Origin of the sequence: Mycobacterium sp. ELW1, assembly GCF_008329905.1 — a bacterium.
GTDB lineage: Bacteria > Actinomycetota > Actinomycetes > Mycobacteriales > Mycobacteriaceae > Mycobacterium.
On the sequence record NZ_CP032155.1, the window covers coordinates 3833155 to 3859488 of the forward strand.

At 67.7% G+C, this 26334-nt stretch carries 30 protein-coding genes; 12 read left to right on the forward strand and 18 right to left on the reverse strand.

Annotated elements, in window-relative coordinates:
• Positions 1-90 precede the first annotated feature (90 nt).
• On the forward strand, positions 91-1524 hold the full coding sequence (locus D3H54_RS18160) for a PE-PPE domain-containing protein (protein WP_149380228.1): 1434 nt from the start codon (positions 91-93) through the stop codon (positions 1522-1524).
• Here D3H54_RS18160 and hflX read toward each other — a convergent pair.
• The 5 genes from hflX to D3H54_RS18185 form a co-directional block, all read right to left on the reverse strand.
• Positions 1521-2921: a GTPase HflX gene (gene hflX / locus D3H54_RS18165; RefSeq protein WP_149380229.1), complete on the reverse strand. Its 1401-nt coding sequence runs from the start codon at positions 2919-2921 to the stop codon at positions 1521-1523. The two genes, D3H54_RS18160 and hflX, sit on opposite strands and share 4 nt — an antisense overlap.
• A 72-nt stretch (positions 2922-2993) precedes the next feature.
• On the reverse strand, positions 2994-3863 hold the full coding sequence (dapF, locus tag D3H54_RS18170) for a diaminopimelate epimerase (RefSeq protein ID WP_149380230.1): 870 nt from the start codon (positions 3861-3863) through the stop codon (positions 2994-2996).
• A gap of 4 nt (positions 3864-3867) precedes the next feature.
• Positions 3868-4785, reverse strand: a complete 918-nt coding sequence (gene miaA / locus D3H54_RS18175; protein WP_149380231.1) for a tRNA (adenosine(37)-N6)-dimethylallyltransferase MiaA — start codon at positions 4783-4785, stop codon at positions 3868-3870.
• Positions 4782-5468, reverse strand: coding sequence for a class III extradiol ring-cleavage dioxygenase family protein (locus D3H54_RS18180; RefSeq protein WP_149380232.1), 687 nt, complete (start codon positions 5466-5468; stop codon positions 4782-4784). The genes miaA and D3H54_RS18180 overlap by 4 nt, the downstream gene beginning before the upstream one ends.
• Before the next feature lie 20 nt (positions 5469-5488).
• Positions 5489-6373 (reverse strand): DMT family transporter, encoded by an 885-nt coding sequence (locus D3H54_RS18185; RefSeq protein WP_149380233.1) that lies wholly within the window; start codon positions 6371-6373, stop codon positions 5489-5491.
• Between the two features lie 215 nt (positions 6374-6588).
• Here D3H54_RS18185 and D3H54_RS18190 point away from each other — a divergent pair, with 215 nt between their 5' ends.
• On the forward strand, positions 6589-7914 hold the full coding sequence (locus tag D3H54_RS18190; protein ID WP_149380234.1) for a DUF349 domain-containing protein: 1326 nt from the start codon (positions 6589-6591) through the stop codon (positions 7912-7914).
• On the opposite strand, the gene D3H54_RS18195 is transcribed toward D3H54_RS18190, so the two are convergent.
• Both D3H54_RS18195 and miaB read right to left on the reverse strand, forming a co-directional pair.
• Complete coding sequence (locus D3H54_RS18195) at positions 7911-8516, reverse strand: Rv2732c family membrane protein (protein ID WP_149380235.1); 606 nt, start codon at positions 8514-8516, stop codon at positions 7911-7913. The genes D3H54_RS18190 and D3H54_RS18195 overlap by 4 nt on opposite strands.
• On the reverse strand, positions 8504-10030 hold the full coding sequence (miaB, locus tag D3H54_RS18200; RefSeq protein ID WP_432246342.1) for a tRNA (N6-isopentenyl adenosine(37)-C2)-methylthiotransferase MiaB: 1527 nt from the start codon (positions 10028-10030) through the stop codon (positions 8504-8506). The genes D3H54_RS18195 and miaB overlap by 13 nt, the downstream gene beginning before the upstream one ends.
• Positions 10031-10147: 117 nt before the next feature.
• On the opposite strand from miaB, the gene D3H54_RS18205 reads away from it, so the two are divergent.
• From D3H54_RS18205 to D3H54_RS18230, 6 genes are all read left to right on the forward strand, one after another.
• On the forward strand, positions 10148-10876 hold the full coding sequence (locus D3H54_RS18205; RefSeq protein ID WP_149383611.1) for an amino acid ABC transporter ATP-binding protein: 729 nt from the start codon (positions 10148-10150) through the stop codon (positions 10874-10876).
• A 20-nt stretch (positions 10877-10896) separates the two neighbouring features.
• On the forward strand, positions 10897-11733 hold the full coding sequence (locus D3H54_RS18210) for a glutamate ABC transporter substrate-binding protein (RefSeq protein WP_149380236.1): 837 nt from the start codon (positions 10897-10899) through the stop codon (positions 11731-11733).
• A 12-nt stretch (positions 11734-11745) separates the two neighbouring features.
• The gene (locus D3H54_RS18215) at positions 11746-12426 is read left to right on the forward strand and encodes an amino acid ABC transporter permease (RefSeq protein WP_149380237.1); all 681 of its coding nucleotides are present in this window, start codon (positions 11746-11748) and stop codon (positions 12424-12426) included.
• Complete coding sequence (locus tag D3H54_RS18220) at positions 12423-13286, forward strand: amino acid ABC transporter permease (RefSeq protein WP_149380238.1); 864 nt, start codon at positions 12423-12425, stop codon at positions 13284-13286. The genes D3H54_RS18215 and D3H54_RS18220 overlap by 4 nt, the downstream gene beginning before the upstream one ends.
• A 54-nt stretch (positions 13287-13340) precedes the next feature.
• Entirely contained in the window at positions 13341-14636 is a 1296-nt protein-coding gene (locus D3H54_RS18225) for a DUF1254 domain-containing protein (RefSeq protein ID WP_149380239.1), read from the forward strand.
• A gap of 326 nt (positions 14637-14962) precedes the next feature.
• Positions 14963-15733: an SDR family NAD(P)-dependent oxidoreductase gene (locus D3H54_RS18230; RefSeq protein WP_149380240.1), complete on the forward strand. Its 771-nt coding sequence runs from the start codon at positions 14963-14965 to the stop codon at positions 15731-15733.
• A 112-nt stretch (positions 15734-15845) separates the two neighbouring features.
• Here D3H54_RS18230 and D3H54_RS18235 read toward each other — a convergent pair whose 3' ends face one another.
• Positions 15846-16673 (reverse strand): TIGR03560 family F420-dependent LLM class oxidoreductase, encoded by an 828-nt coding sequence (locus tag D3H54_RS18235; protein WP_149380241.1) that lies wholly within the window; start codon positions 16671-16673, stop codon positions 15846-15848.
• Between the two features lie 101 nt (positions 16674-16774).
• On the opposite strand from D3H54_RS18235, the gene D3H54_RS18240 reads away from it, so the two are divergent.
• From D3H54_RS18240 to D3H54_RS18250, 3 genes are read left to right on the forward strand one after another with little or no spacing between them, the layout of a single operon-like run.
• Positions 16775-17209, forward strand: coding sequence for a DUF4189 domain-containing protein (locus tag D3H54_RS18240; protein ID WP_149380242.1), 435 nt, complete (start codon positions 16775-16777; stop codon positions 17207-17209).
• Positions 17210-17258: 49 nt separating this feature from the next.
• On the forward strand, positions 17259-17492 hold the full coding sequence (locus tag D3H54_RS18245; RefSeq protein WP_149380243.1) for a hypothetical protein: 234 nt from the start codon (positions 17259-17261) through the stop codon (positions 17490-17492).
• A 36-nt stretch (positions 17493-17528) separates the two neighbouring features.
• On the forward strand, positions 17529-18815 hold the full coding sequence (locus D3H54_RS18250; RefSeq protein ID WP_286198919.1) for a cytochrome P450: 1287 nt from the start codon (positions 17529-17531) through the stop codon (positions 18813-18815).
• A gap of 7 nt (positions 18816-18822) precedes the next feature.
• Here the strand turns inward: D3H54_RS18250 and recX are convergent, their stop codons facing one another.
• Genes recX through D3H54_RS18275 form a run of 5 tightly spaced genes read right to left on the reverse strand, consistent with a single transcriptional unit; the run spans position 18823 to position 22568 of the window.
• Positions 18823-19341: a recombination regulator RecX gene (gene recX, locus D3H54_RS18255; RefSeq protein ID WP_149380245.1), complete on the reverse strand. Its 519-nt coding sequence runs from the start codon at positions 19339-19341 to the stop codon at positions 18823-18825.
• Positions 19310-20362 (reverse strand): recombinase RecA, encoded by a 1053-nt coding sequence (gene recA, locus D3H54_RS18260; RefSeq protein WP_149380246.1) that lies wholly within the window; start codon positions 20360-20362, stop codon positions 19310-19312. The genes recX and recA overlap by 32 nt, the downstream gene beginning before the upstream one ends.
• Positions 20363-20419: 57 nt before the next feature.
• Positions 20420-21193, reverse strand: coding sequence for an alpha/beta fold hydrolase (locus tag D3H54_RS18265; RefSeq protein ID WP_168214905.1), 774 nt, complete (start codon positions 21191-21193; stop codon positions 20420-20422).
• 4 nt (positions 21194-21197) lie between these two features.
• A complete protein-coding gene (locus D3H54_RS18270) occupies positions 21198-21392 on the reverse strand; it encodes a DUF3046 domain-containing protein (RefSeq protein ID WP_005148761.1) in 195 nt (64 codons plus the stop codon).
• A gap of 9 nt (positions 21393-21401) precedes the next feature.
• Positions 21402-22568, reverse strand: coding sequence for a glycosyltransferase (locus tag D3H54_RS18275; protein ID WP_149380248.1), 1167 nt, complete (start codon positions 22566-22568; stop codon positions 21402-21404).
• Positions 22569-22610: 42 nt separating this feature from the next.
• On the opposite strand from D3H54_RS18275, the gene D3H54_RS18280 reads away from it, so the two are divergent.
• Positions 22611-23054 carry a limonene-1,2-epoxide hydrolase family protein gene (locus D3H54_RS18280; RefSeq protein WP_149380249.1) on the forward strand — a complete coding sequence of 148 codons (444 nt, stop codon included), beginning with the start codon at positions 22611-22613 and terminating at the stop codon, positions 23052-23054.
• On the opposite strand, the gene pspM is transcribed toward D3H54_RS18280, so the two are convergent.
• The 5 genes from pspM to pgsA form a co-directional block, all read right to left on the reverse strand.
• On the reverse strand, positions 23051-23881 hold the full coding sequence (pspM, locus tag D3H54_RS18285; protein WP_149380250.1) for a phage shock envelope stress response protein PspM: 831 nt from the start codon (positions 23879-23881) through the stop codon (positions 23051-23053). The genes D3H54_RS18280 and pspM overlap by 4 nt on opposite strands.
• A gap of 14 nt (positions 23882-23895) precedes the next feature.
• Positions 23896-24708, reverse strand: a complete 813-nt coding sequence (gene pspA / locus D3H54_RS18290) for a phage shock protein PspA (RefSeq protein WP_149380251.1) — start codon at positions 24706-24708, stop codon at positions 23896-23898.
• 118 nt (positions 24709-24826) lie between these two features.
• Complete coding sequence (clgR, locus tag D3H54_RS18295) at positions 24827-25162, reverse strand: transcriptional regulator ClgR (protein ID WP_149380252.1); 336 nt, start codon at positions 25160-25162, stop codon at positions 24827-24829.
• 71 nt (positions 25163-25233) lie between these two features.
• The gene (locus D3H54_RS18300) at positions 25234-25722 is read right to left on the reverse strand and encodes a CinA family protein (protein WP_149380253.1); all 489 of its coding nucleotides are present in this window, start codon (positions 25720-25722) and stop codon (positions 25234-25236) included.
• Positions 25700-26305, reverse strand: a complete 606-nt coding sequence (pgsA, locus tag D3H54_RS18305; protein WP_149380254.1) for a CDP-diacylglycerol--glycerol-3-phosphate 3-phosphatidyltransferase — start codon at positions 26303-26305, stop codon at positions 25700-25702. The genes D3H54_RS18300 and pgsA overlap by 23 nt, the downstream gene beginning before the upstream one ends.
• Positions 26306-26334: the final 29 nt, after the last annotated feature.

The following is a 26334-nucleotide window of genomic DNA, read 5'->3' on the forward strand; positions in this document are numbered from 1 at the left end:
TTCTCAGCTTTTTCTCACATTCCACTCACGGCATAAGTGCGCTCATGCCATGATCGCAGCAATCTCGATATCGCTAAAGAAAGTTTGCTGATGCGTAAAAATCTCCGCACCGCCGCACGCTCGGCGATGGTGGCCGTCCTGGCCACACTCGCCGCGATCGTTCTCGCAGTTACCAGCACGATCACCTCGGCGGTCAGCCTGGCGGCGGTGGCGCTGATCGTTCCCGGCACCGGCACCCCTGACCCGTCGGTGCCACCGCTTGGCACTAACTACATGCAGAACGCAGTGAATTACTACATCCAGCCGCTGGATCCGGCCTGCGCGACGGTGTGCACACCCGAGCCGGTGCCCTACACCGCGCAGTTCTGGCCGTTCCCGTTCGCGGGCTGGGGCGGCCTCAACGGGGCGAAGTGGAACGTGTCGGTGGCCAGCGGCGTGCAGAGCCTCAACGACCAGATCGACGCCGCCAACACAGCCGACCCGGGCGGCGACGTCGTGATCTTCGGCTACTCGCAAGGCGCGACGGTCTCCAACATCGTCAAGCGCCAGCTCGCCGACGCCAACGGCGGAGTCATCCCCGACCGGTACTCCTTCGTCCTGATCGGTGACCCACAACGTCCGAACGGCGGCCTGTTCGAGCGCCTGGCGTGGCTGGGCACGGTGCCGGTCCTGGACGCCACCTTCGGTCAGCCGGCTCCCACCGACACCACGGTGCTGCCAGCGGTGAACACCACTGACATCGCGTTCCAGTACGACGGCGTCGCCGACTTCCCGGCCAATCCGCTCAACCTGCTGGCCGACCTGAACGCGCTCGCCGGGTTCTGGTACATCCACGGCAACTACCTCTCCCCGCGCGGCACCCAGCCGTCCACCGAACTCCCCTACGGCTACACGATTCCCGAACTCGAGCAGGCCATCGACTGCTCGCAGAGCCCGAAGAACTGCCAGACCTACAACGACACGCTCTACATCACGATCCCGGCCAAGACGCTGCCGATCATGCAGCCGCTGCTGGACATCGGCGCCGCGACCGGCACCACCGCGATCATCAAGCCGTTCGTGGACCTGATCTCACCGGTCACCCGCGTGCTGATCGAAACCGGTTATGACCGAAGCAATTACGGTCAGCCGACGCCGTTCACCATCTTCACTCCGATCAACCCGGTGAAGCTGAGCGTCGACCTCGCCAAGGCCGCCGTGCAGGGTATCCACGACGCGCTCGGTGACCTCGGTGTGGCGGTCCCCGCGGCGCCGTCGGCACCGGCGTCGACCTCGGGGAGCACGCTGGCCGCTGCGACGACCAGCGAGCCTGCCGCTCAGAAGGCGGCCACCGAGACCGTGTCCAAGCCGGTGCAACGCAAGGCATCTGCGAAGCCCAGCCTCACGGCCAAGTCTGCGAAGCCCAAGACCGGTGACGAGGTCAAGAGCTCCGGCAAGCCGGCGAAGTCGGGCACCGGCAAGAGCGGAAAGCCCACAGCGGCAAGCGCTTCCGGACAGGGCAACTCGGCGAAGGACGCCGCCTAACTGCTGAACTCGCGCAGGCCTGCGGCCAGCGCGGCGGGCACCCGGGCTTTCAGGCGGGTGCCCGCTTCGGTGTGCTCGACGGCATCGACGTGCCCGTCGCTGTGCAACCGCGCGACCAGATCGCCCCGGTCGTACGGGATCGTCACGTCGACGGTGATCTCGCGCGGTTCGACGAGCTCACCGAGCCGGGCGCGCAGCCGCGGCAATCCCTCGCCGGTGTGCGCCGAGACAAAGACGGCTCCCGGCAGCGCGCGGCGCAACTGAGCCAGCATCAGGTCGTCGGCGGCGTCGATCTTGTTGACCACCAACAGTTCCGGGGCCGGCGGTGCGTGGTGGTCGTTCTGCACCTCGCGGATGACCTGACGTACTGCCTCGATCTGAGCCAGCGGGTTGCTGTCGGACCCGTCGACCACATGCACCAGCAGGTCGGCGTCGAGCACCTCTTCCAGGGTGGAGCGGAACGCCTCGACCAGCTGGGTGGGCAGATGCCGGACGAAGCCGACGGTGTCGGTCAGCACGAACGGCCGTCCGTCGTCGAATTCGCCTCGGCGAGTGGTCGGTTCGAGGGTGGCGAACAACGCGTTCTGCACCAGCACGCCGGCGCCGGTCAATGCGTTGAGAAGACTGGACTTGCCGGCGTTGGTGTAGCCGACGATCGCGATCGACGCGGTATCGCTGTGCAGCCGCCGGCTGCGCTGCGTGTCGCGGATCTGCTTCATGTCCTTGATCTCGCGGCGCAGCTTGGACATCCGTTCGCGGATGCGGCGCCGATCGGTCTCGATCTTGGTCTCACCCGGGCCGCGGGTACCCACACCGCCGCCGCTGCCGCCGGCGCCGCCGCCCTGGCGGGACATCGATTCACCCCAGCCACGAAGCCGCGGCAGCATGTACTCCATCTGCGCGTAGGCCACCTGCGCCTTGCCTTCCCGGCTGGTGGCGTGTTGGGCGAAGATGTCGAGGATCAATGCGGTCCGGTCGATGACCTTGACCTTGACCACTTTTTCCAGCGCATTGAGCTGGGCGGGACTGAGCTCGCCGTCGCAGATCACGGTGTCGGCGCCGGTCGCGATCACGACCTCGCGCAGCTCCTGAGCCTTGCCGGAGCCGATGTAGGTGGACGGGTCGGGCTTGTCGCGGCGCTGGATCAGCCCTTCGAGCACCTCGGAGCCCGCGGTTTGGGCCAGCGCGGCCAGTTCGGCGAGGCTGGCCTCGGAGTCGGCGGCGGTGCCCTCGGTCCACACCCCCACCAGGACGACCCGTTCCAGCCGCAGCTGGCGGTACTCGACCTCGGTGATGTCGGTGAGTTCGGTGGACAGCCCGGCGACGCGCTTGAGGGCGGCGCGGTCTTCGAGCGCGAGCTCGCCGAGGCTGGGATCGGGAGCGTCAGCTTTTGTCATAGGCGTTTCTGTCATAAGCGGTAATCGATGGTGCCACGGGAGTCCAACGTCGTGCACCTGAATAACGTGCCGTCAGAGTTGGGCCGCCCACCAGGCGTCGGCGAGTTCGCCGTGCGCGACGAGGACCGAAGGGCCTCGCAGCGAGCTCGATGTGTGACTGACCTCGACGGTGACCTCCCCGCCGGGGATGCGGACGCGCAGCGTGCCGGTCGACAGATTGAGGTGGGCCAGGGCCGCGACCGCAGCGGCGACCGTTCCGGTCCCGCAGGAGCGCGTTTCGCCGACACCTCGTTCGTGTACCCGCATGCTGACCGCCCCATCGCGGGCGATCGTCAGCACCTCGACGTTGACACCGTCCGGAAACTGGCCGCGGTCGAACAGCACCGGCGCGGCGACGTCCAGGTCGGCCAGCGCTTTTTCGGTGAGGTCGGGATCCAGGCAGGCCAGGTGCGGATTCCCGACGTCGACGCCGACGCCGGTGAAGTGCCTGCCGCCGACGGTGGCGGTGCCGGCCCCGAGCAGGTTGACTTTGCCCATGTCGACGGTGACCTCGGCCGTCACAGCATCGGCGTGGTGCACGACCACCGGGCGCGGTCCGGCCAGCGTGCCGACCACGAACTCGTCGCGCTGCTCCAGGCCGCTGGCCCGCAGGTAGTGCGCGAACACCCGGACCCCGTTACCGCACATCTGGGCGATCGAGCCGTCGGCGTTGCGGTAGTCCATGTACCAGTCGCCGCTGTCCACGCCTTCGGGCAGCCGGTCCAGCACGCCGGCATCGACGACCGCGCCGGCGGTGGTGACCCGCAGGACGCCGTCGGCGCCCAGACCCCGGCGCCGGTCGCACAGCGCTGCCACCGCGGAAGGTGCCAGCTCCAGCTGCGCGTCCAGGTCGGGCAGCAGCACGAAGTCGTTCTCGGTGCCGTGCCCTTTGGCGAAGATCACCTGATCAGGATACGTCCCGCCACCGGGCGATCACCTGGTCGGCAAGGTCGGGGGCGGCACCGTCGAGCCAGTGGATGCGATGGTCGCGGCGAAACCACGACCGCTGCCGGCGCACATACCGCCGGGTGCCGATGAAGGTCAGCTCGCGCGCCCGGGCCAGATCCTCATCTCCTGCGCCGGCATCCAGCGCGTCGAGCACCTGGGCGTAGCCGAGTGCCCGGGCGGCGGTGACACCCTGACGCAGCCCGGCGTCGAGCAGCGCCCGCACCTCCACGACCAGGCCGGCCTCGAACATGAGGTCGGTGCGCCGCTCCAGGCGATCATCGAGAATGCTTGTGTCCCAATCTAATCCGATGATGACCGTGTCCCAGCGGGGCGCACCGATCCGGGGCGCCGAGGCCGCGAACGGCTGGCCGGTCAGTTCGACCACCTCGAGCGCGCGCACGATCCGGCGGCCGTCGGTGGCCAGGATCGCCTCAGCCGCGGCGGGATCGCGGCGGCCCAGCTCGGCGTGCAGCGCGGCCACCCCGATCTCGGCGAGCTGGTGTTCCCACCGGGCCCGCACCTCGGGGTCGGTGGCCGGGAAGGCCCATTCGTCGAGCAGCGACTGTATGTAGAGCATCGACCCGCCCACGATCACGGGGGGCACTCCACGCGACGCGATGGTCTCGATGTCGGCGGCGGCGGCTTCCTGATAGCGCGCGACCGTCGCGGTCTGCGTCACGTCGAGGACGTCGAGCTGGTGGTGCGGGATGCCGCGCCGTTCGGCGACGGTGAGCTTGGCGGTGCCGATGTCCATGCCGCGGTACTGCTGCATGGCATCGGCGTTGACGATCTCGCCGCCGAGCCGTTCGGCGACGTCGAGGGCCAGTGCCGACTTCCCGGTGCCCGTCGGCCCGATGACGGCAATCGGTCTCGTCATGGACGCCACGTACCGACGAAGTACCCCACCCCGTACGGTGCGCCCCGCACCAGCTCGGTGGCCTCCTGCGGCCCGATTCCCATGAGCCCAGCCAGGACCTGGTAGGCGACCCGGCCGATGATGCCACCGGGCAGCCCGGCCAGCGCAGCACTGTCGCCAGAGGCCAGCGCATCGTCGAGGGCGGTTTGCGCGGCCGCCGCGTCGGGGTCGTAGCCGCCGGGCGCGGGCGGCGTCAGCGTGTTGGCGCCGTCGGCGACCACCAGGACACCGACCGGTTCCTCGGTGGCGTCGATCTCGGCGCGCAGCAGCCGGCCGAACTCGAGAGCCCGTTCGGCGTCGTGGTCGGCGTCGTACACCCGGACCTGCGCCTGGGCCGACGGCTTCGCCTGCCCGCGCAGCCAGCCGGTGAACAGCGCGCAGAGCGGCAGCATCCGCACCCCGGCCTGCGCGTCCGGGGACAGCGTGACGGGAACGTCGACCCCGTAGCCGGCGAAGGTGCCGCAAGCGTCGGCCTCGATGGTCTGATCGGCCGCGCCGACGCCGATGGCGACCCAGCGATCGGGCAGTGCGGCGGCCGCCGTCAGCGCGGCATCGCGGAACTCGGCGACCTCGGCGGCGGCCGCACCGGCCAGTTCGGGCACCAGGACGGGCGCCGAGGGGGTCAGGACAACGGCGGACAGCACGTCCCCCACGCTAGTGGCCGTCAGCCGGGCGCCGGCTCGGTGGGATCCGGCACCGGCGCGGCCTCGGTGCGGGCCAACTCCACGGTTGCCGCGATCATCACCACGACGGCGATCACCAGAAACGCCCACCCGGACCGGCCGGGGCGCAACATCTCCCCGAGGATGGCGACGCCGAGAACCGAGGCGACCAACGGTTCGCTGACCGTGACCGCCGGGAGCGACGCGGCCATCGACCCGGCTCGGAACGACGACTGCTGAATCGCCGTCGCCGCGATAGCCACGACTGCCCACACGTAGAGCTCGGGGAGCTTCAGTACCGCCACGATCCCGTCGTCGAGTTCGTCGACGACACCCTTCATCAGCACGGCGAACAATCCCCACAACGAACCCGCCACCAGCCCCAGCAAGACCGCGGCCAGCGGTTTGCCGCGAGCAACCCGCGCCCCCAGCAGGCATAGCACCAGCAGCGGACCGAGCGTGGCGGCCACCCAGCTCCACATCTCGAAGCCGGCCCGCGCCTGCCCCCTGGAGGGGTCGCCGACCGTGACGATCACGGCAACGGCCGCGGCCAGCAGCACCGCCCAGATCCACTGGTAGCGGGTGATCCGCCGTCCCGCGAAGCGCGCGCTCAGCGGCAGCGCGAACAGCAGGGAGGTCACGATCAGCGCCTGCACCAGAAGGACCGAGCCGAACCCCAGGGCAGCGGCCTGCAACACGAATCCGCCGGCGGCCACCAGGCTGCCCAGCCACCAGGTCTTGTCCCTGAGCAAGTGCAGGAACAGGGCGATGGGACCGACCTGCTCATCGGTGACGTCGTGGGCGGAACGTTGCTGGATGACGTCACCGATCGCGATCAACAGCGCGGCCCCGAGGGCGAACAGGGTGGCGATGTCCGACCTGTGCATCACTGATCTCCTCGTGCTCGGGCAGTCAGCGTGCCCGCCGATTGGCGCCGTCCGCAACCTCAGACCCGCCAACCCGGGCGCATGGGTGGCATCGACCTGGTTCAATACCAACGAGGACGGCGGCCGTGACCACGGTCGCCGGACGTGCAGCAGTGGCGCCGCGTCGCGCGGCAGATGCGCGGGAACACCGCGCGGAGGGTAGGTGAGGCGAGCCCATGACGATCGACCAACCCAGCGCCGACGGAGCCCCGAAGCCGGCTCCCCGACCGGGACCGCCGAGACCCGTCCCGAAACCCCACGCACCCACCGCCCCCGTGGTGCTGCCGCCATCCAGCGACCCGCACCGGTTCGGTCGCGTCGATGACGACGGCACGGTCTGGTTGATCACCTCGGACGGCGAACGCACCATCGGCTCGTGGCAGGCCGGCGACACCGAGGCGGCCTTCGCCCACTTCGGAAGGCGCTTCGAAGATCTCGCCACCGAGGTCACGCTGATGGAGACTCGGCTGGCCTCCGGCACCGGTGATGCGCGCAAGATCAAAGCGGCGGCCGCCTCTCTGGCTGAAACCCTGCCCACGGCAAGCGTTCTCGGCGACCTTGACGCACTGGCCGCGCGGCTCGCCGCAATCCGCGACCACGCCGAGGAAACCGCGGCGGCCGACCGGGCCCGGCGCGAGCAACACCGGGCCGAGCAGACCGCGCGCAAGGAGGCGCTGGCCGCCGAGGCCGAGGAACTGGCGACGAATTCCACCCAGTGGAAGGCCGCCGGCGACCGGCTGCGCACGATCCTCGACGAGTGGCGCACCATCACCGGCCTGGACCGCAAGACCGACGACGCGTTGTGGAAGCGCTACTCGGCGGCCCGCGAAACGTTCAACCGGCGCCGGGGCTCGCACTTCGCCGACCTGGACCGCGAACGCGCCGGCGCCAGGCAGGCCAAGGAGCAGTTGTGCGTGCGCGCCGAGGAGCTGTCCGGCTCCACCGACTGGTCGGCGACGGCCTCGGCGTTCCGCGATCTGCTCGCCGAGTGGAAGGCGGCCGGCCGGGCCGCCAAGGACGTCGACGACACCCTGTGGCATCGGTTCAAGGCGGCCCAGGACACCTTCTTCGCCGCGCGCAATGCGGTGAATGCCGAGCGCGACACCGAATTCCAGGCCAACGCCACCGCCAAGGAGGCCCTGCTGGCCGAAGCGGAGAAGCTCGACACGACCAACCCGGACGCGGCCCGGTCGGCATTGCGGACCATCACCGACAAGTGGGATGCGATCGGCAAGGTGCCTCGGGAGCGGTCGGCCGATTTGGAACGCCGGTTGCGTGCGGTGGAGAAGAAGGTGCGCGACGCCGCCGACTCGGGGCGGACCGATCCGCAGGCTGCGGCCCGCGCCGAACAGTTCCGCGCCCGGGTCGAGCAGTTCGAGCGGCAGGCCGAGAAGGCCGAAGCCGCGGGCCGTACCAAGGATGCCGAAGCGGCCAGGGCCAGCGCCGAGCAGTGGCGGCAGTGGGCCGACGCGGCAGTCGAGTCGCTCAGTAAGAAGCGCTAACCCTCGGCGGGCGGCTGCTTGCGCTCACGACGGTCGACGTCGTCGAGCAGGCTGCGGGATTGGCCTTCCCTCGCCGCGAGGCGGCGCTGTTCCTCGGCCGCCAGCTGCACCGCGGTGCGCGTCCAGACCACCCGCGCCCAGTGGAAGGTCAGCAGGATGACCGCCAGCCACCCCACCAGCAAGCCGATGCCCGGGCCGGGATGGCCGTGCACGGCGGTCTGACGGGACCAGACCGCCAGCAACCCGAGCGCGCAGGACAGCGCCGATCCGGCAAGGGCGATCCAGGCCAGGACCCAGCGCCGGGTGGTCAGTGCCAGCATCGAGAAGCCGACGCCGAACACCAGCGCGAACCAGCTGAACAGCCGAGACGGTAGGGCGATACCCACACTGATGGCCTTGTCGTCGCCCATCAGGACGTCGACGCCGCGGGCGGCGCCGGTGTGCGGCAGGATCAGCGACACCAGCAGGACGAACACCAGGATCGCCACCACCATGGCGCGAGCGCCCGGCTCGATCTCACCGGCGACCTTGCGTTCGGCCTTCTCCATGTCAGAGCGGTAGGCCTCGCTCGGATCTTCGTCCTGGCGACTCATTGCTGGCATCCCGTCGTTTCCTCGATCTGCGGTCTGCCCACCGGCGGCAGCCCCAGGCCGACGGTACGGGGCCGTTGCCCGGCGGCGTGGGCGTCGCCGGCACGGGTGCGGCGGTGACCCAGCAGCGGCGCATCGGCGATCAGGTGGTGCGGAGCGGCGCCGGTGACCGTGGTGGTGACGATGTCGCCGGGGCGCGGGGTGGCATCGCCCGGCGTGAAATGCACCAGCCGGCCGTCGCGGGCGCGTCCGCTCATCCGGGCGGTGCTGGCGTCTTTGCGGCCCTCGCCGGTGGCCACCAGCAATTCGACCTCACGACCGATCTGCGCGGTGTTCTCCTCGAAGGAGATCTGCTCCTGCAGCTCGATGAGTCGGTTATAACGTTCCTGCACAACGGCTTTCGGAAGCTGACCGTCGAGTTCGGCTGCCGGGGTGCCGGGCCGCTTGGAGTACTGGAAGGTGAACGCGGTGCTGAACCGGGCCTGGCGCACCACGTCCAGGGTGGCGGCGAAGTCGTCCTCGGTTTCGCCGGGGAAGCCGACGATGATGTCGGTGGTGATCGCCGCATCCGGCATCGCCGCGCGTACCCGGTCGATGATGCCGAGATACTTCTCGGCACGGTAGGAGCGCCGCATCGCCCGCAGCATGCGGTCCGACCCGGACTGCAGCGGCATGTGAAGGGCGGGGCAGACATTCGGGGTCTGGGCCATCGCCTCGATGACGTCGTCGGTGAACTCGGCCGGGTGCGGTGAGGTGAACCGGACCCGCTCCAGTCCGTCGATGCGCCCGCAATCACGCAGCAGTGCGGCGAAGGCGCCACGATCGCGCGGGGTGCCTGGGTCGGCGAACGAGACTCCGTAGGCGTTGACGTTCTGTCCCAGCAGGGTGATCTCCAGCACGCCCTGATCGACCAGCGACTGCACCTCGGCGAGGATTTCGTCGGGCCGGCGGTCCACCTCCTTGCCGCGCAGCGCAGGCACGATGCAGAACGTGCAGGTGTTGTTGCAGCCAACTGAGATGGAAACCCATGCAGCGTAGGCGGATTCGCGTGCAGCGGGCAGCGTGGAGGGGAATTCCCGCAGGGACTCGGCGATTTCGACCTGAGCCTGCCGGTTGTGCCGGGCCCGCTCGAGCAGCGTGGGCAGTGAGCCGATGTTGTGGGTGCCGAAGACCACGTCGACCCACGGCGCTTTCTTCAGCAGGCCTTCGCGGTCCTTCTGGGCCAGGCAGCCGCCCACCGCGATCTGCATGTCGGGGTCGGCCTGCTTGCGCGGGGCCAGATGGCTGATGTTGCCGTACAGCTTGTTGTCAGCATTTTCCCGGACCGCGCAGGTGTTGAACACCACCACGTCGGCGTCGGTGCCCTCGGGCGCGCGGTGATATCCGGCGGCCTCGAGCAGCCCGGCGAGCCGCTCGGAATCGTGGACGTTCATCTGACAGCCGTAGGTGCGGACCTGGTAGGTACGACCTTCGCCCGAACCGGGCAGTTCGCCCGCCGGATTGTCGTTGGTCAGCACCGATGTCACGTGCTCATCGTACGGAGCACTGCGAGGCGGTGAGAAATCGCGGATCGGTCAACGCTCGGCAAACTGGGGGTTACCTGGGTAGGGTCTGAACGCATGGGGCGCAGCGGCGAGAAGCCGATGATCTCGATCCAGGGCGTCAACAAGCATTTCGGCGACCTGCATGTTCTGAAAGACATCGACCTTGAGGTCGACCGCGGCCAAGTGGTGGTGGTGCTGGGGCCGTCGGGGTCGGGCAAGTCGACCTTGTGCCGCACGATCAACCGCCTGGAAACCATCGACTCGGGCACCATCACCATCGACGGTGAGCAATTGCCTTCGGAGGGGCGCAAACTCGCGCAGTTGCGCGCCGATGTGGGCATGGTCTTCCAGTCGTTCAACCTGTTCGCGCACAAGACCATCCTGGACAACGTCGCCCTCGCTCCGGTGAAGGTGCGCAAGGTGGCCAAGGACAAGGCCCGCGAACACGCTATGTCGTTGCTGGAACGGGTGGGTGTTGCCAACCAGGCAGACAAATACCCAGCCCAGCTGTCCGGCGGCCAGCAGCAGCGGGTGGCCATCGCACGTTCGCTGGCGATGAAGCCGAAGGTGATGTTGTTCGACGAGCCGACCAGTGCGCTCGACCCGGAGATGATCAACGAAGTGCTCGATGTCATGACCTCGCTGGCCTCCGAGGGCATGACGATGGTGGTGGTCACCCACGAGATGGGCTTCGCCCGTCGCGCCGCCAACCGGGTGGTGTTCATGGCCGACGGAGCGGTCGTGGAGGACGCCCCGCCGGTCGAGTTCTTCGACAACCCGCGCTCGGAGCGCGCCAAAGACTTCCTCGGCAAGATCCTCAACCACTAGGGCGAAAGGAACACCCGCTGATGCCTATTCTTTCTGGCCAGTCCCGGCCACGTTTTTCCTGGCGGCTCGTCGGCGCCGCCGTGCTGGCCGTCGCGTTGCCGTTCGCCGCGACCGGGTGTGGTGGCGGTGGCAGCGGCGACAAGCTGGTCATCGGCACCAAGTTCGACCAGCCCGGCCTGGGGTTGAAGAACCCGGACGGCACGATGAGCGGCTTCGACGTCGACGTCGCCAAGTACGTCGCCAAGGAGCTCGGCTACCCCGAGGACAAGATCGAGTGGAAGGAATCCCCCTCCGGCCAGCGGGAGAACCTGATCCAGAACGGTCAGGTGAAGTACATCGTCGCGACCTACTCGATCACCGACTCGCGTAAGCAGAAGGTCGATTTCGCCGGCCCGTACCTGGTGACCGGACAGTCCCTGCTGGTTCGCGCCGACAACACCGACATCACCGGCGCGGAGTCGCTGCAGAACAACAAGAAGCTGTGCTCGGTCAGCGGGTCGACCCCGGCGCAGCGGATCAAGGACAAGTACCCGGGTGTCCAACTGCAGCAGTACGACACGTACTCGGCGTGCGTCGAGGCGCTGAAGAACGGCGCGATCGACGCGGTGACCACCGACGAGGTGATCCTGGCCGGCTACGCCGCACAGTCGCCCGGCGCTTTCAAGATCGTCGGCCAGCCGTTCTCCGAGGAGCGCTACGGCATCGGGCTCAAGAAGGGCGACAAGGAGCTGTGCACCAAGATCACTGACGCGGTGAAGAAGATGGAAGCCGACGGCTCCTGGAAGGCGGCGTTCGACAAGAACCTCGGCCCCGCCGGCATCACCGCTCCGGCGCCGCCGGCACTCGACGGCTGCTGAGGTCGCGCGGGCGTGGACATCTTCAGCGAGTATCGCGGCCAGATATTCGAGGCGTTCTGGACCACGATTCAGCTCACGGTGTTCTCCGCGATCGGGGCGCTGATACTGGGCACGGTGCTGGCCGCGATGCGAATGGCACCGGTGCCGATGCTCAACTGGCTGGGCACCACCTACGTCAATGTGGTGCGCAATACTCCGCTGACGTTGATCATCCTGTTCTGCTCGTTCGGTCTTGCGCAGACGCTGGGCATCACGCTGGTGGACACGAACTCGCCAACGTCGATCGAGGACAGTAACTTTCGGCTTGCGGTACTCGGGCTGACGGTCTACACCGCGTCTTTCGTCTGCGAGACCGTGCGCTCAGGAGTGAACACCGTGCCGATCGGCCAGGCCGAAGCAGCCCGTTCGCTGGGCTTCACGTTCGGACAGAACCTGCGGATGATCCTGTTGCCGCAGGCATTCCGTTCGGTGATCATTCCGCTCGGCTCGGTGCTGATCGCGTTGACCAAAAACACCACGATCGCCTCGGCCATCGGGGTTGCCGAGGCGGCGCTGCTGATGAAGGGGATGATCGAGAACACCGCCGCGCTGGTGGCGGTCGGCACGATCTTCGCGCTGGGCTTCGTGATCCTCACCCTGCCGTTGGGGCTGCTGTTCGGGTGGCTGGGTAAGCGTCTGGCGGTGGCGAGGTGAGCACGGCTTCGGTCCTCTTCGACGCGCCGGGCCCGCGGGCGCGGGTCCGCAACCGGATCATCACTCTGGTGACGATCGTCGTTGCCGCCCTGGTGGTCTGGGCGGTGATCGCCAAGCTCGCCGGCAAGGGACAGCTGACGGCGGCCAAATGGCAGCCGTTCCTGACCGGCAATCTCTGGAAGACCTACGTGCTGCCGGGCGTCGAAGGCACGCTGACGGCAGCGGGACTGTCGATCGTGCTGGCGGTGATCCTCGGTTTCGCCCTCGGCGTGGGGAGGTTGTCACGCGTCGGCTGGATCCGCTGGCCGTCGGCGGTGATCGTGGAGTTCTTCCGCGCCGTGCCGGTGCTGATCATGATGATCTTCGCGTACTTCCTGTTCGCGCTCTACGACGTGTTTATGTCGACGCATCTGGCGCTGGCCGGCGTGGTGACGGGCCTGACGCTCTACAACGGCGCGGTGATCGCCGAGATCGTCCGTGCCGGCGTCAACTCGCTGCCGCGCGGGCAGGGCGAGGCCGCGGCCGCGCTGGGATTGCGGTCGGGCCAGACGATGCGGTCGATCCTGCTGCCGCAGGCCATCACCTCGATGCTGCCGGTGTTGGTCTCGCAGCTGGTCGTGGTGTTGAAGGACACCGCGATCGGCTACCAGATCACCTTCGTCGAGATGGTCCGCCAGGGCACCGTGGTCGGGTCGAGCTACGGCAACTACGTTCCGGCGCTGATCGTGATCGCGGTGTTGATGATCAGTGCCAACTTCGCGTTGTCGGTGGCAGCCACCCGCCTGGAGCGGCGGTTGCGGCGGTCCAAACGAGCGGGTGTGCCCGTGCAGACGCAGGCCGCGCTGGAACCGGGCGACTAGCCAGGTCGATCGGGTAGGGTCGGCCCACCAATTGACGCCGACGATAGGACGCCTATGAGCACCTTGTCCGCTGACCTGCGCACGCTCAGCTGTGAGGCGTTCATCTACTTCTACCCGTTGGTGACGATGGACGTCACCCGCCTGCAGTCGGTCAACCGCACGGGTGTCGGGTCCGGGCTGCCCAACCAGTTCAACCACATCCGCCAATACCCCGACGCCGACTTCCGCGCGGTGGTGCGCCCCAACTTCGACACCCTGTACTCGTCGGCCTGGCTCGACCTCACCGCCGGACCGGTGATCCTGGACGTGCCCGACACCGATGACCGGTACTTCATGCTTCCGCTGCTGGACATGTGGACCGATGTCTTCGCCAATCCCGGGAAGCGAACCTCCGGCACCGGACCGCAGCGCTACGTGATCGCCGGCCCGGGCCACACCGGTGAGCTGCCGCAGGACATTCCGGTGATCCACGCACCGACGCCGTATGTGTGGGTCATCGGCCGAACTCAAACCAATGGGCCGGCGGACTACCCGGCGGTGCACGCCGTTCAGGACGGCTACACCCTGACCGCACTGGCTCCGTCGACGTTTGTCAGGGACGAGGCCTACGACGTCACCACCGAACCGCTGCGCACGGTCAACGGCATGGCGGCACTGGACTATCTGAGCTACGCCGCGGACTTACTGCGCGTCAATCCCCCACACCCCACCGACTTTTCGATCCTGGCCCGGCTGTCGGGTCTTGGCATCGAGGCCGGCACGCCGTTCGACCCGCAGCGGTTCTCCGCTGAGCAGCGGGCCGAGATCGAGGCGGGCAAACAGGATGCACTGGCGACCATCACATCGGCCGCCCCGACCCTGGGCAACATCGTCGACGGGTGGATGGTCCTGGCCGAAGGCATGGGCGTCTACGGCAACTCGTATCTACGGCGCGCGGTCGTCACGCTGGTCGGGCTGGGAGCCAACCCGCCCGAGGATGCGGTGTACCCCTTGCTGGTGACCGACGCCGACGGTCAACCACTGTCCGGCGAGAATGATTACGTCATCCACTTCGATGCCGGGAAGCTGCCTCCGGTGGACGCCTTCTGGTCGGTGACGATGTACGACGCCGAGGGGTACCAGGTCGCCAACGAGATCAATCGGTTTGCGATCGGCGATCGAGATGCCTTGCAGTACAACGCAGACGGTTCACTGGATCTCTACATACAGCATGTGAACCCCGGCCCCGAGAAGGTGGCCAACTGGCTGCCCTCGCCGCTGGGCACCCTCGGGGTGACGATGCGGCTCTACGCGCCGCGCCGCGAGGCCATCAGCGGAGCGTGGCATCCGCCCGCGGTGCGCCGAGTGTGATCGTCGGCTAGGCGAGTGGCGCCGAGTAGCACTAGTTAGCCTCAGATCCGATGTCAGTTGCTGTACGCCGTGTTCCTCGGATGAATCATCCGACACCGAGGCGCCCTCTCCTGCCGCGTCGCTATGGCCAAAGTAATTCGACACCAACGACTTACGGGGCTCGCGCGAGAATCGCACCCTCGTTTAGTGCGACTGCGGCGCCCGGCCCCCGAGCGTTATATCTTTGCGGTAGAGGCCAACAGTTGACGTTCAGCCGAGGGAACTCTCACCGCCGATTCGACGTCGACAGCGACCGTCTGGGTGGCGAGCAGACAAGGAGAGAGTGAATGACCCGTTTTAAAGACCGGGTTGCCATCGTCACGGGGGCCGGCTCCCCCGACGGGATCGGCGCAGCTGTAGCCCGTCAGCTCGTCGACCAAGGAGCTCGGGTGGTACTCGGGGCGACCTCCGAGCGGGTGCACCAACGCGCGGCGGAACTAGGCGACTCGGCAACGGGAGTGATCGCTGACCTCACCGTCGACGGTGCCGCCGACTCCATGGTCCAGGCGGGTCTGCGACGTTGGGGGCGAGTCGACATTCTGGTTAACAATGCTGGCATGACGTCGATTTCGTCTGGCTGGGATGCCGACGACGATGTCGCCGATCTCTCGCTCGCTGACTGGAACGCCGCGATCGCCCGCAATCTCACGACGGCATTCCTGGCTTGTCGCGCGGTGGTACCCGTGATGTGCGAAGCCGGCTACGGCCGCATCGTCTCGATTGGTTCCACCACCGGTACGGTCAATGCAATGCCCGGACAATCCACCTACACCACTGCCAAGGCAGCCCTGGTCGGACTCACCCAGTCGTTGGCGCTGGAAGTGGTGAACAAGGGCGTTACGGTGAACCTTGTTGCGCCCGGCTACATTGCAACTGGATCGCAGCTTGCGTTCGAGGCTGCGGCCGCGTCGGCCGGTCCAATGGCGCGCAGTGGTACTCCCGATGAGATCGCCGCCTGCGTACTGTTTCTGGCACACGAATCGGCCTCCTTCGTCAACGGATCGGTATTGGTTGCCGACGGCGGTCACAACTTGCCCGAGACATGGCCGACTCGATGAATGTCACGCCAAGGACCTGACAGGTCGGTGTCAGCGCGCTCTAGACGATCTCGGTTTCGACCAGGTTGCGCTGCTGCCGTCCGGATCAGCTGCCACCCACCGTTATGGCGGATCAGCGTGAGAGCTCCGCACATCGCTCCAGCAGCTCGGTCGACGGTGGCTGGTAGAAGCTCAACACCACATGCTCGCAGCCCAACTCGGCGTACTGCGGCAGCTGATCCAGTTGCGCGGCAACCTGTTCGGGGTCACGCGGGTGCAGGAAGAGCTGAACCGACCGCCGGACCTCACCCGGGTCGCGGCCGACCTCGGCGCAAACCTCGGTGAGCTGCCCGTTGACCTCGCCCCACTGCTGGGGACCTTCATGGCTGGGCATGTTCCACTCGTCGGCATGCCGGGCGATCACCCGGAGCATCTTGGGCTGGGAGCCGCCCACCACGATCGGCGGGTAGGGCCGCTGCAGCGGCTTGGGTTCGCAGATCGCCTCGTTCAGCGTGTAGAACCGGCCCTCGAACGTCACGATCTCTTCCGTCCAGAGCCGGCGAATCACGGTGAGCGCCTCGTCGAGCATCGCCACTCGTGTTCCTGCGCTGGGGAATTCGATTCCGAAGCCACGATGCTCGGCTTCGTGCCAGCCTGCCCCGATGCCGAAGTTCAATCGTCCGCCGCTGATGTGGTCCACGGTGACAGCCATCTTGGCCAGGATCGCCGGATTGCGATACGTCACGCCGGTGACCATGCACCCGATCCGGGCCTGGCCGACCACCACAGCCATCGCCGCCAGGCTCGTCCACCCCTCGTGGGTCGGCTTTCGATCCTCGGTAAGCCCGTAGAAGTGGTCGTAGTTCCAGACTGCTTCGAAACCCAGTGCATCCGCCGTGCGCCAGAACTGTTCGAGCTCGGGATAGTCGAATGTGGGCGCCAGCTTGGCCGAGATCTGCATGCGGTGAAGCCTAGTATCACCTTCGATGCCCCAACGAAGGCGTCAATTGCGGCTACAGTGACGGATCACCTGTGCCGATCAGCTCGAAAGGCAGGACCCGAATGGCGCTCACCCGCAGGGTTTCCACGATCGTCGCCGTCGGGGTTGCCGCGGCGACGCTTTCAGTAGCGTCGGCGTGGGCCGGCGGACCGGACGGTGCGATCGACGGCACCGACGACATGTCACAGGCTGTTGGCTCGGGCGTGCTCAATGGAGTACTCGCCGGGTTCTCGGCTACCGGCCCGACCAATGCGGCTGCCTCGGCGGCGGTGATCGCCGCGTGCCAGCAGGCCGGCGCGCAGGAGTGCAGCCGCGACGAGGTCACCAACGACAACCTGTGCGTGGTCTCGGTGGGTGCCGACAACGGCAGCGGGATTGTGTCCGGTGGCGCCGGGCCGACGGTCGAGGCAGCGCGAGACGACGCGTTCAGGCACTCCCAGGACGCCGACGCCCCGCTCGATCCGAGCGCTCGAATTCTCGTGTCGGCCTGTCCGTGACAGCCGCGGCTCGGACTGCCACCCCATACCGCGCGAAAGGAATGACGTTGTGAACGTGCGAGGAAAGATCTCGCTGCTGACCACAGCTGTGGTTGCGGCGTCACTCATTTCGGCTCCGGTGGCAGGTGCCCGGCAGACCTGTCATGACGCGGGCAGCCACGTCATGTGCGAGACCAGCGGCAGCGTGTCCATCAAGGCCGTGCCACAGACGCGTGCCCCCAACGTCAGTGAGATCACGCCGAATAGCCGGGACCGGCGCCGCGGAATCGTCTGGAGCTGGTAGCTGGGTCGACACAGCCCACACGATCACTCGCCGATAGTGCCGAGCCCGCTGGAAGTCCTACCTGTCGCCGATGGCGTCGGGCTGCCATGGGATGTCGCGGTCGACGACGCAGTGGCCGCGATCGCCAGGGCGCGCGAACGATGCGGCGACGCATTCGTGGTCGAGAGTGGGGGCAGCTACTACCTCTTCACCTTCTCGCCCACCGGCGTCGAATCGTTCTACGCGCTCACCGAAGAAGCGGCGAGCAAGGGTGTCGCGGATTTCCTCATGCTGCGACGCAAGCTGCCCGAGGAGGTGCTTGCCGGCAGGCGCCTGCTGCCGAGTTCGTTGTTTCGCCGCGACGACGTGACGTCATACCTCGCCAACCTCGACCGTGCCCTCGATGCGACCGAGGTCGAACTCGGCGAGAGCGGCACCGTCGACCTGTTCGCGCTGACCCGACGGCTCGGCCACCGCATGGGTTTGGCGTCGTGGGCCGGACCTGGCTGCGCCGACGGGGACGCGTTCGAGCGTCTGGTTCGCGCGTTCGATGTGCTCGACGGTTCGGACGCGTTCGTTCACCCCGACGCGATGGCCGCCGTGGCCGCGTCGGGTATGCGGGCCGAGCGAGCCGCCTTGGAGGAGGTCTCCGGGGTGATCGAAGAGTCGCTGCGGCAACATGATTCGACGCCCCAGGATGGCGCGGGGTTGTTCAGCCGAATCGTCAGTGCCTGGGCTACGGAATCGCCGGAGATCCGGAGTCGCGGTATCGCGATGGACGTCGCGCTCATCCACATCGCCTCTATGTCGAACCTGATGGCAGCACTCGGCTGGGCGCTCGTCGACCTGATCGTCCATCCCGATCAACTCCGCCTCGTCGCAGACGGCGATCGCGACCTCGCCTCCAGGTGTGCACTCGAAAGCACCCGGCTGGCGCAGCGCTCGATCATGGCCCGCGCCGTACTCGAGCCGGTCGCATTCGACACCGGCGCAGGTGTGGTGGACGTACCGAAGGGCTGGACCATCGCCACGCTACTACCGCTGCTGAACTCATCGGCGGCTGCCGGCTTGGAGGAATGGAATCCCAGCCGGTGGCACCGGCACCGACTCGCCGACGCACATGCGTTGCCGTCACCGATGCTGGTGACCGCCTTCGGGCACGGCAGGCATTCCTGTCCGGCACAGCCCTTTTCGTTGGCCGCGATGACCATGGCGATGACCCGCCTCTTGGGTCGCTACGACATGAGGCCCGAATGGAAACGACACCCGCGTCCGGTGCCCGCCCAGATAGGCGGCGTGGCGCGGGCGGCCGATCCCTGCACCGTCAGCTACACGACGTGCTGACCGAAAGCTAGACCCGGCGGCGCTCCCGCTCTGCCGCCAGTTCGTCTCTGACCACGGCCACGGCCATGCTCTGGTTGTAGCCGCGCCGGGCCAGCATGCCGACCAGCCTGCGCATCACCTTGGTGTCGTCGCCGTCGTCCAGCTTCTCCCGGCGCAGCTTCTGCTCCACCAGCTCCTCGGCGCGTTGCCGTTCGGCGCCGGCGTCGATGTCGTCGAGCGCCGCGGCGATCACCTCGTCGTCGACACCTTTCGTCCGCAACTCAGCGGCCAAGGCGCGCTTACCTTTTCCCGCTCGCGCCCGCCGCGAGCGCACCCACTGTTCGGCGAAATCCGCGTCGTCGATCAGGCCGACAGCGGCTAGCCGATCGAGTTCGTTCGAGATGACGTCGTCGGGGTATCCCCGCTTGGCCATCTGACCGGAGAGCTCGGATCGGGTTCGCGGACGCACGGTGAGCAGGCGCAGGCACAACGCGTGCGCCTGCTCTTCGCGGGTCTCAGAAGTCGACTGGGGCGGGGAGGACGTCATCGATGGGTCCATCGGTCACGACCGCGCCGATACCAAGCTTCTCCTTGATCTTCTTCTCGACCTCGTTGCCCACATCGGGGTTCTCCAGCAGGAACTTTCGGGCGTTCTCCTTGCCCTGGCCAAGCTGCTCGCCCTCGTAGGTGAACCACGAACCGGACTTGCGGATGAAGCCGTGCTCCACGCCCATATCGATGAGCGACCCCTCGCGGCTGATGCCGTGGCCGTAAAGGATGTCGAATTCGGCCTGCTTGAACGGCGGTGACACCTTGTTCTTGACGACCTTGACGCGGGTGCGGTTGCCTACCGCGTCCGTGCCGTCCTTGAGTGTCTCGATCCGCCGCACATCCAGGCGGACCGAGGCGTAGAACTTCAACGCCTTACCGCCCGTGGTGGTTTCGGGTGAGCCGAACATCACGCCGATCTTCTCGCGCAGCTGGTTGATGAAGATCGCGGTGGTGCCCGAGTTGTTCAGCGCACCGGTCATCTTGCGCAGCGCCTGGCTCATCAGCCGGGCCTGCAGACCGACGTGGCTGTCACCCATCTCGCCCTCGATCTCGGCGCGGGGCACCAGCGCGGCCACCGAGTCGATGACGATGAGGTCGATGGCGCCCGATCGCACCAGCATGTCGGCGATCTCGAGCGCCTGCTCACCGGTGTCGGGCTGGCTGACCAGCAGTGCGTCGGTGTCCACCCCGAGCTTCTGGGCGTAATCCGGGTCCAGCGCGTGCTCGGCGTCGATGAACGCCGCGATGCCGCCGGCGGCTTGAGCATTGGCCACCGCGTGCAGTGCGACGGTGGTCTTACCCGACGATTCCGGGCCGTAGATCTCAACCACGCGACCGCGCGGCAGTCCGCCGATGCCGAGTGCGACGTCGAGGGCGATCGATCCGGTCGGGATGACCGAGATGGGCTGGCGCACCTCGTCGCCCAGTCGCATCACCGAGCCCTTGCCGAAGTTCTTGTCGATCTGTGCGAGCGCCAGCTCGAGGGCCTTTTCGCGATCAGGTGCCTGCGGAGCCATGGTGATACCTCTTCCGGTAGTCGTTGTTGACCGGTTCTCGGTCGGTTGGCCGTGACGTTAGGACAAGGCTCCGACAAAACGGGCGAACGTTGACCACCATAACGAACATGTGTTCGATGGCAAGGAGGCGCGCCGCCGCGTGTCAGACGATCCGATGCAGGGCGTCGGCCAGAGCCGCCGGGCGGGAGTAGAACGGCGAATGACCCCCGGCAGCTCCACCACCTCCGCTTCGAGCCGCTCCGTCGCCACCCGTCGTGACCAGCCTGGATCGACCATCCGGTCGTCTGCGCACACGATGTAGGTGGCCGGAATCGATGGGAGCCGATCGAACGTGCAGCGCTGCGACATCGGCTCGCGCGCCTGAACTCGCAGCCGTGGGATCGCCGACGTGACGATCTCGTCATCACAATCCGGATAGAAGATCGATCGCGCCAGGTCGAGGTCGACCCATCGGGTGCCGCCGTCGACCTTGGCGAGTCCGGCCGAATGATCCGGATTGAGTATGTGTTGCTCCCGATTCAGCTCAGCGATGGTGCGGCCGGGCTCCGCGACCAAGCCGCACAAATACACCTGGTGACGAAGCAGGCAGCGATCGGCGATCCACGGCAACGCATAGCTGCCCAGCGAGTGTCCGACAGCGACGACGTCGTGGTCGTTCTCATCAATAGCTGCCGCAAATGTGGCGGCATGGTCGGTGAACGTCGCCGCCGGATCATCGAACCGTACGTCCACCGCGACCGCCCGGTGCCCGCGCCGCTCCAATTCGGGAATCAACCGCTCCCAGCACCACGGTCCGTGCCAGGCGCCATGGATCAACGCGAAGGTACTCACGCGCTCACCACTGATCGCGCGGCACGTCGAAGTCCGCGCACAGCGCCCGCCACACGTCGCGGGGCTCCACACCGTCCTCGATGGCCTGCGCGGCGGTCCGTCCGCCCAGCTGCGTGAGCACATGGTCGACCACCAGCGAGCCCCCTCGAACCGGACCGAACTGCGCATCGACCAGCTCGTGGAATTCCGTCAGCCGCACGCCACCAACTTACCCAGCCACCGATTCATGGCACACCCGTACCGGATCGGCGACTCCCGCAATGCTCTGGCCGGCGCGCCGTGCCGCCTCCCGATAGCCCGGCGAGGACAGCACTTCGCCCACCTCGGCCACCAGCGCCTCGGCGGCAAGCGGCCGGATCAGACGCGCACTACCTTGTCGCACAACGCGATTCGCCAACTCCCACTGGTCACCACCACCCGGGATCACCACCATCGGCACGCCGGCCAGCAGCGTCTTGGACAGCATCCCGTGCCCGCCACCGCAGATCACCAGATCGGCGTGGGTCAGCAGCTCGTCCTGGCGACCCAGCCCGGCACACGCCCACGGCGGCACCTCGAGCTCCTCGCCGCCGAGCCGGGAGATCACCACCCGCGACCCCGCGGGCAGCGTACGGCCGGGCATCAGGTGTTCCAGCACAAGCTCGGCGACTCCCCCGGCGCCGGTGGTGGCGGTCGACGGCGCCACCACGATCACCGGGCCCTCCCCCGGCGGAACCGGCAGCACCGCGTCGGTGGGTTCGAAATGCAGCGGCCCGACCACGACGGCCTCGGCCGGCCAGTCCGGCCTGGGCACCTCGAGGGCGGGCAGGGTGGCGATCAGGCGGCGCAGTGGTCCCGGATCGCGGGCGGGCAGCCCGATCTGCACCCGTGCCGTCGAGCGCTGACGGGCCCCTTCCTTCACCGACCGGGCGGTCAGGGCGCGCATGATCGAGTCCCGCAGCCGGCCGCGGATTCCAGCGCCGGGCGCCAGCCCGCTGCCCAGTGGCGGCAGGCCCCGCGAAGGTAGGTACAGCGGGTGCGGGCACAGCTCGACCCACGGGATGCCCAGCAGTTCGGCAGCCATCCCGCCGCAGGCGGTGATGACGTCGGAGACGATCAGATCGGGCGCCAGGGCGCGCAGTGCCGGAACGTTGAGAACCGCCATCCGCGCCGCGCGCTGGTGGATCTTGGCGCCGGCGTCGGTGTCATCGTCGTCGTCGTCAGGATCCAGACCGGCGAGTTCGACGGCCTCGATCCCGGCGGCGCGCGCCGTGTCCAGCCATTCGGTGCCGGTCAGCAGGATGGGGTGATCCCCCGCAGCCGCCAGGCGCAGGCACAGCGCGATCGCGGGAAACGCATGGCCGGGATCCGGTCCTGCCACCACCGCGACGCGCACGGGCCTACCCTGCCACAGCGGATCCGGCCTAGGCTCGAGTGCATGACCGAGCAGATCACCAACGTGAGCTCCGATATCGACAATGCCCATACGGTCGAGGTTTTCCTGAACGCGCTGCAGGAGCAGGACCTGGCCACCGCCGATCTTCAGCTGGACGACAATCTCGTCTACCAGAATGTCGGTTTCCCCACCGTCCGCGGCCGCAAGCGAACGATGAAGCTGTTCAAAGGCCTGCAGCGTCCCAGCTTCGGCTTCGAGGTGAAGATCCACCGCATCGCGGTCAACGGCCCGGTGGTGCTCACCGAGCGCACCGACGTGCTGCGGGTGGGCCCGGTGCGGTTGCAGTTCTGGGTGTGCGGCGTCTTCGAGGTCAAGGACGGCCGAATCACCTTGTGGCGGGACTACTTCGACATGTTCGACATGACCAAGGCCACTGTGCGCGGCCTCATCGGGGCGGTCGTGCCGGGGTTGCGGCCGACGCTCTAGGCCCGGCGGAGCTGGCCCAGTTCGTCGAAGGCCTGCGCCCAGCCCATCAGGCGGTCGGTCGCTCCTGCGAGCTCGTTGCGGTAGCGCTGCTGCGACATCGGCGAGCTCGACATCGCGCCGGTATTGGCCGCGGACACCAGTTGCGCTGCGGCGGTGACCATTTCGTTGTACTGCCGCACCCCGGAGCTGAGCTGCGCGGTGAACGCGTTGATGGTCGGCGCCAGGTAGGACTGCGAATGCGGCGTCTCGATCGCGGCGCGCTCCATCGACACCACCTCGTCGGCCGTGGCCGCCATGGTGGCCGCGGTGCGATCCGCTGCTGCGATGAGTTCGCGAATTTCTTCGGGCGGCAACATGTTCCCGCGCTGCATCACACCCAGTAGCGAGTGAAAGCCACGCTCAGAAGCCCCGAGGGCCGACATCGACGGCCGCGCCACCGAGCCGTGCGGCGGCAGCCGGCGGCCGCTGACCTGACGGGTAGGTGGCAGCGGCTCGCCCCGCAGCCAGCGGTAGCGCAGCAAGAACAGAGTGGCGGGCACCGCGGCGCCGGCGGCGATCACCCCGGTGATGATCAGCCCCCAGACCGGTGTGCTCCACGTGGCAAGGAGTCCGGTCACGGCTACCCAGAACACGGTGGCGAAACTGAAGAAGATCCCCAGCCGCAACGCCCAGCGCCGCTTGCGCAGCAGCCGGGCCCGCGGATCGGAGACGGCACTGAGCTTCTGCGCCGCCACGTCGGCGTACTCACTGACGGTGTCGATACCGCGCTGCATGACCGAACGCCATTGACGCGATACGAATCCCGGTTTGTCCGGTGTCACCGCCATCGAATGCTCGCCTCCTACTGGCCTAGTGGCTTCTCGGGCTCGGGGGTGACCGCCGGTGCGGCCGGGGTGGCCGGCGCGGCCGCGGTGCCACCGGCAGGCAGAGCGTCCCCACGCATCGACGCGCGGATCTGCTCGAGCCGGGAATGTCCGGCCATCTGCACACTGGCCTGCTGCACTTCGAGCATGCGGCCCTGCACCGAGTTCTGCGCGAGCTCCGCGGCGCCCATCGCGTTGGCGTAGCGGCGTTCGATCTTGTCGCGAACCTCGTCGAGGCTCGGGGTGTTGCCGGGTGCGGCGATCTCGCTCATCGACCGCAGCGAGGCGCTGACCTGCTCCTGCATCTTGGCCTGCTCGAGCTGGCTGAGCAGCTTCGTGCGCTCGGCGATCTTCTGCTGCAGCACCATGGCGTTCTGCTCGACGGCCTTCTTGGCCTGGCCGGCGGCTTGCAGCGCCTGGTCGTGCAGAGCCTTGAGGTCCTCCACACTCTGCTCTGCGGTGACCAACTGCGCGGCGAACGCCTCAGCGGCGTTGTTGTACTCGGTCGCCTTGGCGGCATCACCGGACGCCACCGCCTGATCGGCCAGCGTCAGCGCCTGCCGGACGTTGACCTGCAGCTTCTCGATGTCGGCGAGTTGACGGTTCAAGCGCATCTCGAGCTGGCGCTGATTGCCGATGACCTGGGCGGCCTGCTGGGTCAAGCCCTGGTGCTGACGCTGGGCATCCTCGATCGCCTGCTGGATCTGCACCTTCGGGTCGGCATATTCGTCGATCTTCGAGTTGAAGAGCGCTGTGAAGTACTTCCACGCCTTGACGAACGGGTTGGCCATCAGTTGCTCCGTCTATGTATCGAGTGCCGCAGTTCGGGTGGTCGTGCCCAATTTATCGGTTAACCACGCCCGGCCACACCCTTGGCTGCATGTGACCCGGTCGCGGCCGGTTCGAGGCTCAGGCCACCGCCATCGTGACGGGGTGCGGAATGACCACCTTGGTGGCGACGTCGATGGTGCCGTCCTGCGCCGGCACGGCGGTCAACCGGGCGATTCGCTCGCGGTCGGCCATCTTGGCACCGGCATCGGTCAGCACCCGCGACAGCGGGACGTCCAAGGCGGTGCAGATCGCGCTGAGCAGCTCACTCGAGGCTTCCTTGCGGCCGCGCTCGACTTCGGAGAGGTATCCCAGGCTCACTCGGGCCGAATCGGACACCTCACGAAGGGTGCGCCCCTGCGACGTGCGAGCGTCACGCAGCACGTCGCCGATCACCTCACGCAGCAGTATCGCCATCGGGTGTCCTCCTCCAAGAGTTGCAACGAACCGTTCAACGCCGCGGACGCCCGATTTGGTTCCCAGAAACCTCAGGCTTGCTCGACACACTGATGCAGCCGCCCGATCGCCTGGTGCACGGCCGCCAGCCGAATATCCCAGCGTGAGCCGGCCAGCCGCAGCTCGGCGACCTCCGTCGGCCCGGGACCGGCCAGCCCCAGGAACACGGTGCCGACCGGGTGCCCGCCGTGCGGTTCCGGCCCGGCCACCCCGGTGAGGCCGACGCCCCAGGTCGCCTGACAGCGATCGCGCGCCCCTTCGGCCAGCGCGGCGGCCGTCGGAGCCGCGACGGGCCCGACATCGTCGAGCAGCTGCCGAGGCACGCCTGCCAGCGCGATCTTGGTCTCGACGGTGTAGGTGACCAGCCCGCCGCTGAGCACCGTGCTGGCTCCGGGCACCCCGGCCAGCGTCGCCGCCAGCAGACCGGCGGTCAACGACTCCGCGGTCGCCACGGTCTCGCCGCGCGCGGTCAGCAGGGCGACCAGCGAGCGGGCCCCGTCATCGGCCAGCGGTTCGCTCACGGGAGTCCTTGATCGCCGAGACCACGTAGTCGACCCCGGTCGCCACGGTCAACACGATGGCCGCCCACATGGTCACCCAGGCCACGATGTGCCAGGTCGGCGGCCAGTTGTGCAACGGCAGCACGAACAGTCCGATCGCGACGGCCTGCACCAGCGTCTTGACCTTGCCCCCGCGGCTGGCGGGGATGACCCCACGCCGCAGCACCGCGAAGCGCAGCACCGTGATGCCGAGCTCGCGGATCAGGATGACCACCGTCACCCACCACGGCAGGTCGCCGAGCATCGACAGCCCGATCAGGGCGGCGCCGATCAGCATCTTGTCGGCGATCGGGTCGGCCAGCTTGCCGAATTCGGTGACCATCCCGTAGGTGCGCGCCAGGGAACCGTCGAGCCGGTCGGTGATGACCGCCACCGCGAAGATGATGAAAGCCGTTAGGCGGCTGCCCGTTTCGTGGCCGTCACCGGCGAACAGGAACAGCAGGAAGATCGGGACCAGAACCAGACGGATACCGGTCAGGAAGTTGGCTAAGTTGGCGACCCGCACGCGCGGGACCGCCGGACCGGTTTGCGGTTGTCCCGACACGGCAAACAGAATATCGGTTGGCAGCCGGG